General features: G+C 53.1%; 10 protein-coding genes. All 10 read right to left on the bottom strand.

Annotation, left to right across the window (positions count from 1 at the left end):
* Positions 1 to 24: 24 nt before the first annotated feature.
* Positions 25 to 1560, bottom strand: coding sequence for an extracellular solute-binding protein (locus tag DQG13_RS16870; RefSeq protein ID WP_113020985.1), 1536 nt, complete (start codon positions 1558 to 1560; stop codon positions 25 to 27).
* Positions 1561 to 1646: 86 nt separating this feature from the next.
* Positions 1647 to 2507, bottom strand: coding sequence for a carbohydrate ABC transporter permease (locus DQG13_RS16875; protein ID WP_113020958.1), 861 nt, complete (start codon positions 2505 to 2507; stop codon positions 1647 to 1649).
* Positions 2501 to 3460 (bottom strand): ABC transporter permease, encoded by a 960-nt coding sequence (locus DQG13_RS16880; protein WP_113020959.1) that lies wholly within the window; start codon positions 3458 to 3460, stop codon positions 2501 to 2503. Before DQG13_RS16880 ends, DQG13_RS16875 begins: the two co-directional genes overlap by 7 nt.
* 136 nt (positions 3461 to 3596) lie before the next feature.
* Positions 3597 to 5108, bottom strand: coding sequence for a response regulator transcription factor (locus tag DQG13_RS16885; RefSeq protein ID WP_113020960.1), 1512 nt, complete (start codon positions 5106 to 5108; stop codon positions 3597 to 3599).
* On the bottom strand, positions 5086 to 6882 hold the full coding sequence (locus DQG13_RS16890) for a sensor histidine kinase (protein ID WP_181592797.1): 1797 nt from the start codon (positions 6880 to 6882) through the stop codon (positions 5086 to 5088). The genes DQG13_RS16885 and DQG13_RS16890 overlap by 23 nt, the downstream gene beginning before the upstream one ends.
* Positions 6883 to 7171: 289 nt before the next feature.
* Complete coding sequence (locus tag DQG13_RS16895) at positions 7172 to 7672, bottom strand: hypothetical protein (RefSeq protein WP_113020962.1); 501 nt, start codon at positions 7670 to 7672, stop codon at positions 7172 to 7174.
* Positions 7673 to 7696: 24 nt separating this feature from the next.
* Positions 7697 to 7858: a hypothetical protein gene (locus tag DQG13_RS30810; protein WP_181592798.1), complete on the bottom strand. Its 162-nt coding sequence runs from the start codon at positions 7856 to 7858 to the stop codon at positions 7697 to 7699.
* Between the two features lie 52 nt (positions 7859 to 7910).
* Positions 7911 to 8885: a hypothetical protein gene (locus DQG13_RS16900; protein ID WP_113020963.1), complete on the bottom strand. Its 975-nt coding sequence runs from the start codon at positions 8883 to 8885 to the stop codon at positions 7911 to 7913.
* Between the two features lie 189 nt (positions 8886 to 9074).
* Entirely contained in the window at positions 9075 to 10601 is a 1527-nt protein-coding gene (locus DQG13_RS16905) for a dockerin type I domain-containing protein (RefSeq protein ID WP_113020964.1), read from the bottom strand.
* A 27-nt stretch (positions 10602 to 10628) separates the two neighbouring features.
* Positions 10629 to 12050, bottom strand: a complete 1422-nt coding sequence (locus DQG13_RS16910) for an S-layer homology domain-containing protein (RefSeq protein WP_113020965.1) — start codon at positions 12048 to 12050, stop codon at positions 10629 to 10631.
* Positions 12051 to 12102: the final 52 nt, after the last annotated feature.

Raw genomic sequence — 12102 nt, forward strand, 5'->3', positions numbered from 1 at the left:
TCGGATAATTTTAACGGGGTGAGCTTACTTGCCGTAGCCGAGGTCCTTCAACTGCTTAATGGCAGACTCCACATATGCTTTATAGCCAAAGGTGGTTTCCAGCGTTTGCAGGAATTTGTCGTACTCGTTCAGATTGCGTTTGCCGTATACGAACTTGAACGTTTCCTCTTCAATAAAGCGGATGGCATCAGCCGCATTGTAGCCCTCCGGATTTTGGACAAAACCGTCCAGCGTTTTGATGCGGGGCAAATCAGCCTCAAAATCAATGTAAGAGGTGACAGTAGGGAATTTGGTCTTCAGATATTCGGTTTCCTGACGGCCGGTATACTGGTACAACCAGGTGAAGCCTGTTTCTTTCTGTCCCTGTTCAGTTATAGCTGCCTTGCCGTTTGCCAGCGTGAAGTGGATATCCTTCAAACCGAATTGAACCAGCAGATTCCCTTCCTCGGTGGACATATAATTCAGAACCTCAAAGATCTTGTTCAGCTTCTCCGGCTGTCCTTCCAGACTCTTCGGAATGACGAACAGCCCGCTTGCTGCCCCGATGTTGATGGAGTTGGCATATGCAAGACCGGTTGGCCCTTTGGGAGCTTCCAGTTGAATCCACTCTGCCTTCGGGTTGGCCTCCCTCCAGATCTTCTGCGCATCTTCTTTCATGAATTGCGCCCATTCGCTGTTAATGATGCCGACTTTTCCCTGGAAGGCCTTGTCTCTTGCGGCAGTTCCCTTATTACTGATGACTTCCGGGTCAACAATTCCGGCATCAAGGAACTTCTTGATCGCGGCCAGAGCATCCTTCATACCCGGTTGATAATAGGTGTTGACCACTTCGCCGCCGTCTTTTTGGAAGAACGCGCCGGCAGCTGTGACGCCATAAGCGCCGTATATGGGCTCAAAGGTTGCCAGGGCGGTACCCGTCATCCCGAAGGTATCCTTCTTGCCGTTGCCGTCAGGGTCATTCTCGGTAAATGCTTTCGCTACCTCGAACAGCTCGTCGACGGTTGTCGGCGCTTTCAGCTTAAGGGCATCCAGCCAATCCTTGCGAATCCAATATGTGTGGGTAACAGCTTGACCTGCTTTGGGCAGAGCGTACTGCTTGCCGTTGACGATCCCTTTCTTCAATACATCTGCTCCGGCAAAATCCTTGTAATCCGCCAATTTGTCCAGGTAGGGGGTCAAATCAAGCAGCATGCCGGATTCAGCCAACTTCTGAACATGAGCCTTGCTCGTGGCCATGAACAGGTCCGGCAGGTTGTTGGAGGCAGCGCGAACATTGATTTGGTTCTCGTAATCCTTCTGATCTGCCACAAGAAGCTGCGTGAGTTGGATGTTCAGCTTCTTGTCCAACTCCTTCTTCACGAAGTCGTCTGCCGGAACATTGGCGCCCCAGCTGATCTGCGCAACCTCTAGCTTGACAGGCGCGGCAGGCTTGGCAGATGCAGCGGCGCCCGGCGAAGCGCTTGCCGCTGGCACAGTCTCCTTGTCGGCGTCAGAGCCGCACCCCGCCGCAGCGGTTAGTGCAATGGAAAGCGATACGGCAGCGGCGATTCTTTTTTTCATAACCATCCTGTACCCCTTCTTTCATTCAAATTAGTGAATGGCTCTTGCAATATGAATGAACTGAAAGTCCTTGGGCCGGACTCAGCTTATCCCTTGATAGCGCCCAGCAGCATCCCTTTGGTGAAGTGCTTCTGGATGAATGGATATACCGCAATGATCGGCAAGCTGCCGGAGATAACCGCCGCCATTTGCATGGCTGCCGTTGGAACGGTAACATCCGTCATAACCACGTTGGACTGGCTCAACAGCAGCATGTTGCGGATAATCACTTGAAGCGGGTGCAGCTTGACATCGGTAATATACAGAACCGCCGAGAAGAAGGCATTCCAGTGTCCAACCATATAGAACAACCCTACTGTCATGATGGACGGAATCGACAGGGGAACTACAATCTGCCACAGCACCCGGAATTCCTTGGCGCCGTCCATCCGGGCCGACTCGAACAACTCCTCGGGAATCCCTTCGAAGAAGGTTTTCATAATCAGCATATTAAAGGTGGAGATGGCGCCGGGAACAATGAGCGCCCATACCGTATCCAGAAGCCCCAGGGATTGCACAACCAGATAGGTGGGGATGAGACCGCCGTTAAACAGCATTGTAATCACGATCAGCATGAGAAAGAAGGTTCGGCCCCGCAAATTTCTGCGGCTTAGGGAATAGGCGGCCATCATGGTCAGAACCAGGTTGATAGCGGTTCCGACGATGGTGACGAAGAGGCTGACCAGCATGGATCTGCCCAAAGCGGGATCAGAGAGAATCTGGCTGTAGGCCTCCAGGGAAATCCGGTGCGGGATGATAATGAATCCGCCGTTTTTGACTACTTCGCTATAGGGAGTCAGGGAGACCGAAACCACATACAGCAATGGAAAGATGGAAACCGCAGCCACCAGAATGAGCAAGGTGTTGACCAAGATGTTAAACATTTTATCCGACCGGCTGATTACCATATTCCTCCCCCCCATCGTTTAGCCAATTTATTGGTGCCCAGTACCAGAACGAAGCCGATTGCCGACTTGAACAAACCAACCGCCGTCGCCATGCTGAAGTTCATCTGCTGCAGCCCGGTGCGGAATACCCAGGTATCAATGATATCGGCTACCGGATAAACCCGCGGGTGATAGAATACATAGATTTGCTCGAAGCCGGCATCCAGAATGCTGCCGACCCGCAGGATCAGAAGCAGGATGATCACACTGCGAATCCCCGGTAGCGTAATATGCCAGATCATCCTGAAGCGTCCCGCTCCGTCTACCCTGGCGGCCTCGAATAAGGTCGGGTCGATTCCGCTGATGGCGGCCAAATAGATGATGGCGCTCCAGCCCAGGTCCTTCCAGATTTCTGTCCCCACCAGCACGGTCCGGAACCATTCCACGGCATTCATGAACGGAACGCTGCTCCAGCCTGCTTCCACGATCCAGCGGTTGAACAACCCGGTTGTTTCGGACAGAAAGGCGAGGGAGATGCCGTAGATGATGATCCAGGACAAAAAGTGCGGCATATAGCTTAAGGTTTGCGCCCACCGCTTCAGCCAGGTGCTGCGGCATTCGTGGATCAGGATGGCCAGTACAATGCCGGGAACCATGCCGAATGCCAGTTTGTACAGGCTAATCAGAAGGGTGTTGGACATGAGTTGGGTGAAATACGGAGAATCGAAAAAAACCTTAAAGTGCTTGTACCACGGGTCCGCCCAGGGACTGTGCAGCATGCCTTCGGAGAAGTTGTAATCCTTGAAGGAAATAATCACGCCGTACATCGGTAGGTACTTGAAAATAAAATACCACACCAAGCAGGGCAGCAGCATAAGATATAATGCCTTCATCTGCCACAGGTACACCCCTAATTTATGGAGATACCTCCTGGCTTGTTTTGGCCTTTCGGCCGCAGCCGTTGCCGTTGTCATTGGCTCCACCTCTTATCCGCTTGTTTATGTCTGTAGCTTTATCATACCTTCGCGGGATCAAAGAGATAATCACCAAATCTAAGGGGTTAGGTGCACGATTCTTATATGATTCTTATATGTTAAAACCGGAGGCGCTTCAAAGCCGCTCCCGGTTTTTGTGCTCCGCGCGGAACTCGCTTGGCGTAAGCCCTGTCCAGCGCTTGAATATTTTGAAGAAGTAGCTGGGATTGGTAAAACCCGCACGCTCTCCGATCTCCGCTACGGGCAATTCCGTCTGCTCCAGATAAAACTTGGCCTCGCTCACCCGGATTTGCTGCAGATAATTGATGAAGGTGTCCCCCGTTTTTTTCTTAAACAGACCGCTTAAGTAATTTTCGTCCATATTGACATACGCGGCCATAGCTTGCAGCGAAATATCCTGATCATAGTTGCGGAGCACATAACCGATGATCTTGTTGACCTCCGGATGGTCCGTTTCGGGGTAGGCGATCCTGCTCCGCCCCTTGGCATATTGCTCCATATTCGTCAGGAGCGCCGCCAGCACCTCCTGATGGGAAACAGCCTGCCGGATTACGTCCGTCCGCAGTGGCGTTTTTTGGCTGATCCGCGAAAAAATCTTATCCAGCCGTTCCGCCGTCTCCTTGACCAGCACCATCGGCATATGCGCTTCCTTCACATAAAGCCATATATCAGCCAGCTTCCGTCTGCATTCCTGCAGCGCTCCCGCCTCAAACGAGCGGATCACCCCCTGCTCGATCTCCCATGGAACGGCTGCAGCCTTCTTAATGTCGCGGCTGATCTGTGACATATTCTTCGAAGCGTCCCCATTCCCGGCCGCCTCACCGCCGTAGTACGCGCTGTCCAGCACTCCCAGATTCCGCAGCCATTCCTCCTCCACAGTTTGCTCCCTGGAGGCTGTGCGGCATACCACCGGCACTTCGTCCAGCATCATCCTTTGAAAGCCGGCAGTCGACGGCGAGTTTCCCCAGATAAAAAAGGTTGTTTGTCCCATGTCCGAATAGCTGCAGACCGCTTCCTGCCCACCTCCTGTAAAGGCGGGAAGCCCCTGAAGCGATGCGGAAGCAAAGCTCCGGGGGCCGTGCAGCGAGGAGACGATGGCAAGCCGGCCGTATTGCCGCTCTGCCGTCCGGAACTCCGCCCGTTTCCGTTCCTCGTCGCCGGACAGCTCCTTGCCGAACATGGATTTCCAGATCACCGGCAACCCTTCCCGCAGGCTGTCCTGAACCAGCAGTTTTTGCCGCTGCTGCTTATGCATAAGTTGGGCCTTCGCCTTGTTCAAGGCCTGTATCAGCTGATCGTCATTCATGGACAACTTCAGAATGTAGCTGCTGGCCCCATATTCCAGCGCCATGCGGGCATATTCAAACTCATTGGCACAGGTCAGCATGATGAAGATGGCTTCGCTGCCCTCCTTGCGGACCTCCTGCAGAAGCTCAATTCCGTCCATATAAGGCATGATGATGTCGGATAAAATAATATCCGGATGCAGCTCCTTCATGAGCGCCAGCGCTTCCTTGCCGTGAGAAGCTTCACCGGCGATGGTAAACCCGTGCTCCTCCCAAGGAATGGAGCTCCGGATGGATCTGCGGACAAAAGGCTCATCCTCAACCAGAAGGATTTTCCACATGCTGCTGCTCCTTTCCGTATGGAGAAGAAATCAAGAGCGGGATATCCAGCTGAACCAGGGTTCCCTGCTCAAGCGGCTGCAGATGGAGCCGGGCGTCCCCCTTATAGAGAAGCTGCAGCCGTTCCCGGAGATTGCTTAACCCGATTCCTTTCCTTTTGCGGGACAAGCCGGCTGCCTCTGCATCCGGCCCCTGTCCGTTATCCACGATTTCCAGACGGAGCTTGCCGTCCAATCGGAAGGCTCTCACAATAATTGTGCCGCCGCGGTTCATATGCACCAGCCCGTGATGGATGGAGTTCTCCACCAGCGGCTGCAGACTGAGTTTGGGAACAAGGGCATAATCCAGAGCCTCCTCCACCTCGTACCGGACTTCAAAGCTATGGTCATACCGGAAGGACTGAATATGGACATAAGCCTGGACCAGCCCGATCTCCTCGCGCAAATGAACCAAATCCACATCGGTGTTCAGGCTGCATTCCAATAGCTTGCCCAGGTTCTGACAAATTTCCGAGGTTCCCGTATCCCCGTGGTTCCGGGCATTCCACTTGATTGTGTTCAAGGTATTCAGCAAAAAATGGGGGTTCATCTGTGACATCAGCATCTGAAAGCGGATCGCTTCCTTCTGGCGCTCCTCCGCCTTCAAACGGGCGATGAGCTTGCGTATATCGTCGGTCATCCGGTTAAAGGCGCGGGCCAGCATTCGGCTTTCGCCTTTATACCGGTCTTCGGGAAGATGGACCTCCAGATTGCGTTCCACCAGCTCCCTCATTCTCAGCTCCAGACTGCGCAGAGGCCGGCTGATGGCGTAAGCAATGGCGAAGGTGATGCCGATAAATATGCACACTGTCACACTGAAGGAAAAAACAAGCTGCTGCTTCATATCCCGGATGTTGCCGGACAAGGCCTCCAACGGAAACCGGTTGATCAAGTACCAGTCCGAATTGGGCAGGTAAATGCTATTGTACAGCGAGTGATTGCGTGAGTCGGTAAAATAAAATTTCGGGTCCTGCCGGAAGCGGGGAAGCATCTCCTCGATCCCCGATTGCCCCCAGCTGTCATCGGTTTGCAGCACCGGTTCGCCGTTCCCGTCCATGATGGAATAGGATTGCTTCACTTGAAATCCGTTGGTAATGGAAGAAAGCCATGCGCTGATATCCAGGCTGACGCGAAGATATCCGAATGTGGTTTTGTCAACGCTTTCTAATTTGGCGAAGAAGGAATACAGTCTGGCATGAGGGAATTCCTTTGCCAGCATATCCTTCGGGTCATGAATACTCCAAAAGTAAATCTCATCCGTTTGGTCAAAACGCCGGAATTCCGGCTCATCCAGGATTTCACTGCTGGCAATATTCTGCTGCTCCAGATCCTCCGCCATGGTGGTGTAAATATTCCCGTGCAGATCGATCATCGTAATTTGAAGCGGAACAGTGCCGCTCATCAGGGCATTTTTGACGGTGAGCAGCTTATTGCGCAGGAACAGCACCCGCTCCTCCTCGGGATACATTCCGGGATCAATAAGCCTGTTTTGCAAATCGGGCTCCCGCTCCAGCTGCAGCATGGCTGCAAAGGCATCAAGCTTCAGGCTCTCAAAGCTGTCCTTCAAAAATTCAAGCTGGGTCGCATTTTGCTGGGCGATACCGGCCTTCTGCTTAACCTCCAACTGGTTAATATTGCGGAATTGAAATAGCGAGAAGGGCACAAGCACAAACAGCAAGATGGACACAAACATCCGGTACTTCAGGCTGCCGGGCCACATATGCCGGGTCCAAGCCATGGAATCGCCTCCTGCGGATGCGTTTTCAATCGTGCAAAGGCCGGAGACTCCGCCAGTCTTGCCGGACAAGGCCCCCCTCTCATTATAAGTCTTGAAGGCGGCAGATAACATCAACAAATCTTGTGAGTCGGGTATGCATATCTTATGGGCAAATGGAATCGCCGACCGCCGCGCAGTTCCGGCAGGCCAAAAAGCCCAGGCCTCCCTCCGCCTGGGCTTCGATACTTCGAGACCGCGTGCTCTTTCATCCAGGGAACGGGATGCCGCGGCTGCTATTTATGCACCGCAGCTACTCGGCCGCAGTCCAAATGTCCAGCGCTAAGGAACGGACTGTCAGATTCTCATGAACCCGATAGGCTCTCAGCCGGTTTGCACAATTCGCATTCCACGCCAACGCCTCCCCTGCAGCCGCAAGCACCGACAGTCCGATGGACAGGGCCTCGCTCCCGCCTTCATTGTCCAGTGCGTCCACCACGTCCAGCAGCGTTTCCGGTTGCCAATGTCCCTTGCTGTCCCGGAGCTTGTGAGCCACCTGCCGGCAAACCTCAGTCAGAAGATGCGGCTGCCGGCTAAAACAATGGGCCAAGCGGGTCATTTCACCGGCAGCCGCCTCCGCCCGGCTCCAATCCGCTGCCGCAATATGCAGCTTGATGACCAGATGCTGCAAGGTTTCATGGGCAGAGAGACAATCGATCATCCTCTGGTATAAAGGAATAAGGGCAAGCCGCGTGCCCCAGGGCAAGGCGGTCAGCTGCCCGATCACCTGCGTCAGCCGCTGCCGGTGCGGCAAATCCCGCTCTTGGGAGGATGCGCCTCATACGCGCCATCCTCCAGCAAAGATGAGAGCAGCCGTGAATACGCCGCAGCGTCCTTGCTCTCGCCCCAGCAGGGCAATTTTCTGCATCCGGGCCGAATAACCCAGCACATCCAAAGCCTCCAGCAGTTTCTTTTTATTCAGAAGATTTGTATTGGACATGGAAAATTTCCTCCGTTCAGGTTCCTCTTGTGCAAATCTATAAAACTCCAATTCATTCAGCAGAAGAGGGGTTTTTTAGTTTAAAACAATTGATAAATAAACCTAATGATTCATCTGAGACTTTTATTGGAATTCTTTCTGAGTTCTCTTTAAGTAAAAAAGTATTGCTAAATTCCACACTAAATTCCAAACATGATGCTGCTACTGTTTCAATTGGAGCACATAAGGAAAGGAACAGGTCTAGAAATGCCACCAATTCTCTTTGTCCCCAATCAGTATAAATATTGTAACGCTCTGTTGTTGTAATTCCATGAACTAACTTGTTTCTCATATGAAGAAATAAATCCAGCGCCATTTTTATCTCTGCCTCAATTTCAAACGCTTCTTGCGCTGCATTGAATATCCCTCCTAATGTCTTCTTCTCCCATCCCCCCGAAAAATCATTAATCGTTTCATACTTTCTCTGTTGTTTTTCAGATACGCCAAAAATAAACGATTTTGAAAATAGGCTTTCAATTTCATGACACTTTGTCAAAGCTAACCCCAAGGCAGTATAAAGTTGATTAGTAATATCAATTTCTGGCTCATTATCGTAATTGTCATATTTGGGAAGCCGCTCATTCCTTTCATAAAGAGCTCTTGCGCCAATGGTGTAGGTATGCCACTGTCCATCAGGCTTCTTTGCATAGACAACATCCCGTAAAAGTATCTGCTCTTCATCATCTATACTTCGGAATTTTGCACCAAGGTCTTCTAGAAGCCATGTGGCTGCATACCAAGGCCATTGATGCAGGTCAGGTCTATCGGCTTGCTGTAGCGCATGTTTTTGGGACCATTCTCTAAATTTTGTATCTGCTTTTTCTTCAAGTGTATCAGGTACATCCATTACACGGACAGCTGTAACGTCGGATGCATCAAATCCATTCATATGTATCTCAACTGACTTTGCACTACGGCTATTTTTAGCAACAACAAAACAGCCCTCGTAGCCATCCGATTTCACCCAATATAATTTCCATTTTCCCATATAAACACCTCTATTGCTTATTATTCCTTATATGAATGTTATTGAATAGGGTAAAAGTATTACGAACTCACCCGTTGCTGTAACAAATAACACAAAACACCCCTCCATCACCATCAACTCCCCAAAGGGAAGCCAATGTCTGATGATAAGGGGTGCTTGTTCGTCTGCTGCGGAAGCTTTTTCTGTTGCCTACTCTATTTTATCAGCCACCAGCCGCAGATCTAACTCGTTGATGATGTTATCTTGGTTGACATCCGCCGTTTTATAGGCTTCCCAATTCGGGCTGCCGGAGGTGAGGCCGAACAAACCGGCTACGATGCCCAGGTCGCCTACATCCACCACCTGGCTGCCGTCCACATCCTCAGGAATGCCAGGAGCTTTTTGCCCAGTAATGGTGATGGCCATGCTTCCTTGTACGCCGGAGCCGTCCACCGCTTGTGCGACAACCAGCACCGTCCCGTCCTTGGCCGCCTGGAGCAAGCCGCTGGCGGAGATTACCGCCTTGTCCGTGGCGGTAAAGCCATCGGCCTCGTACACGGACCACGTGACGGTAGCATTGGACGCATGGCTGGGTAGAACATCCGCCTGCATTTGCAGCGTACCGCCCAAGACCGTAATGGCGCTGCCTCCCAAGGAGCTTACGGTGATGGAGCCTACAGGAACCACAACAGCTGCTTCGTCGGGGGTGGCGCTTTGTTCGATAGAATTCCCACTTTCCCCGTAGGCATTGACCGCCCTCACCACATAATAGTAGGTGGTTCCGTTGCTTACGGCGGTATCCACATAAGCAGTCCCGGCAATACCGGATTGCAGTACCGTGTAAGGCCCGCCTTGATATGTGCTTTGGCTCACGGTGTAGGTATCCGCCCGGTCAACTGGCAGCCAGGACAGACTGACCTGTTGATTCCCCGCCACAGCTTGCAGTCCCGCCGGGGTGTCGGGAGCCGTTCCCTGCTCCGGATCAGGGTTTGCAGACGTGGAATCGAACACGATGCCGCCGCTGGCATTGATAATTTTCACATGGTCGAAGACAGCCGATGCATGGGTTACAGCCAAGCCTACATTCAATGTACCTGAAGTCATCGTTCCGGTATCCGGATGTGTGGTATACGGATTGTTGTAGGTTTCCCCATCCGCCGAATAGGCAGCTGTAAAGGTATTCCCGGATTTTTGCAGCTTCAGATATACCGGCGCCGTTACGCCCCCGGGATTGCTGCCGCTGTTATTGGTTGCAAACCGTCTGTAATACCCCAGGGTTCCCGTATCAGGCTCCGTCACCGACGGGAAATAGCTGGCTGTAAATGAAGCGCTGGTATTGGATACTCCGTTCTTCACCATCAGGGCAACACGGGAGTGTGAATTGATGGCCGAACCGTTGGGAGGTCCGTCAACAGAGGCGATTCGGGCCGTGATGGTAAAATCCCCCTCAACCGGCAGATACAAAAAGTATACCGTATCCCCATTTGCTTCCCCGCTAACGCTTTGCTGCTTTCCGTCTACCGCTTCCATCCGGAATTGTCCGCTGCTGTAGCTTGACGCCTCTTGCTTTACAATGGCGGTGCCGGTGGATGTCCCGTTCATTGTCGCTGCCGTCCAGCCTGCCGGCAGTGCGCCGGAGGCCTCTGCTCCGGAAGGAACCGCCAGCTGCCATGACTGTGCAGCCATGAACATGGCAAGCAGCATGGCCATCCCTCTTTTTTGGATCAAAGCCTTCATATCTGAGCGTCCCCCCTATGAGGTTGTTTAGTTCATCAGCTCCGCGTATTGAAGCAGCCGTTTCAGTACAACAGCCGCCTCGGCGCGGGTTGCATTGGACGAAGGGATAAACAGCTGCGAGTCCTTGCCATTCAGCAGCCCTGCCTCCACAGACTGGGAGATGCCCTCCTTTGCCCAACTGCTCATCAAGCCTTCATCGGTGAAGGCCTCCAGATTCTTGACCTTGGCCGCTTGCGGCTTTCCGGCAGCCTGCATGGCCCGGCTGATCATAACGGCCATCTGCTCCCGGGTAATATTGCTGTTGGGGGCAAAAATACCGGCATCCATCCCCTCCACAAGCCCGGCCTTCACCGCCGCGCCCACGTAACCCGCGTGCCAGTCTGAGGAAGCAACATCCTTGAATGCCGCCGCCGCTGGAGCCGGAGACAAACCAAGCCCCCTAACCAGCAATGCCGCAAATTCAGCTCTGGTAATATCTCCTTGGGGCACAAACTGCTCATCCGCCCGGCCGTTTACCAGCAGCTTGGACGCCAGAAGCTCCACCTCCGCCTTGGCCCAATGGCCGCTCATATCGGCAAAGGTTTTGCTGTGCTCGATGACGGTATATATTCCGTTGCCCGAATGTTTGATGGTGGCTACGGCAACACCGCCTGCTTGCCCAAACACCGTCGGCACAAAAGTGAGCTCTCCGGTGGCCGGGTTAAACAGGACTCCTGTCGCCTTCTTCATGTCGATTCCGGCCGGGACTTCAATGGAAACCTGCAGATAACCGCCGTTCTCCGCAACAGCATCGGTCTTCACCGGAGCGGCCAGAAGCTTGGCGCCGAGCCGCTGCGCGCTGGAGGCAACCAGCTCCGCCGTCCCGCCGGATACTTTCTCCACTGGAGCCCCCGAAGCAGGAGGACTAACAGGAGGACTTGCAGGGGCGCCAACTCCCGGACTTGTGCTTTCGCTGCTGTCAGAGGTAAAAATCTGTGCGGTAACCGTCCGAACCTCCGTCCACCGGGTACCCAGACTATCCGGGGAAACGGCGAGAAGCTTGATCAGCTTGATATCGGCAGAGCCAACAGCCCGCGCCTGAAATGTAAAGGTCCCCAGCTCGGCGTTTCCGCTTAGCCCCGCCTCTTTTCCTACCTTGGTGAAAGCAAAGGTGATCTGGTTGCCGTTGACCGAAGGAGTGATGGAAAATCCGCTGCCCTGAATAGAGGACTTGGCTGCTTTAAAGGAAAGCTTGCTGGCGTCATACTCGATCACCGCCTCATAGCCGTATAAATCCGCCAGATTCTCGCCCTTTAGGGTGACCGTCACCTCCTGGCCCACACTTGCCCCGGAGGCCGGTATCGATAAGGCATAGGCTGCATTCCCTTCAGCCCGGGATACCTGCGGCTCCACTATCAGCGCAAGCAGCAGGATCATAGCCAAACAAACGCTCCATAGTTTGCGATTCATTCCCGTGCCTTCCCTTCGTTAGAAGAACAGGGAGGGGCGTTGACCGCTCCCC

Source organism: Paenibacillus sp. YN15 (assembly GCF_003285005.1).
Taxonomy (GTDB): Bacteria; Bacillota; Bacilli; order Paenibacillales; family NBRC-103111; genus Paenibacillus_AR.

Bases quoted from the DNA above. Each gene is read 5' to 3' on its own strand.
- DQG13_RS16870 (WP_113020985.1), bottom strand. From the start codon at position 1,560: ATGAAAAAAAGAATCGCCGCTGCCGTATCGCTTTCCATTGCACTAACC.
- DQG13_RS16875 (WP_113020958.1), bottom strand. From the start codon at position 2,507: ATGGTAATCAGCCGGTCGGATAAAATGTTTAACATCTTGGTCAACACC.
- DQG13_RS16880 (WP_113020959.1), bottom strand. From the start codon at position 3,460: ATGACAACGGCAACGGCTGCGGCCGAAAGGCCAAAACAAGCCAGGAGG.
- DQG13_RS16885 (WP_113020960.1), bottom strand. From the start codon at position 5,108: ATGTGGAAAATCCTTCTGGTTGAGGATGAGCCTTTTGTCCGCAGATCC.
- DQG13_RS16890 (WP_181592797.1), bottom strand. From the start codon at position 6,882: ATGGCTTGGACCCGGCATATGTGGCCCGGCAGCCTGAAGTACCGGATG.
- DQG13_RS30810 (WP_181592798.1), bottom strand. From the start codon at position 7,858: ATGTCCAATACAAATCTTCTGAATAAAAAGAAACTGCTGGAGGCTTTG.
- DQG13_RS16900 (WP_113020963.1), bottom strand. From the start codon at position 8,885: ATGGGAAAATGGAAATTATATTGGGTGAAATCGGATGGCTACGAGGGC.
- DQG13_RS16905 (WP_113020964.1), bottom strand. From the start codon at position 10,601: ATGAAGGCTTTGATCCAAAAAAGAGGGATGGCCATGCTGCTTGCCATG.
- DQG13_RS16910 (WP_113020965.1), bottom strand. From the start codon at position 12,050: ATGAATCGCAAACTATGGAGCGTTTGTTTGGCTATGATCCTGCTGCTT.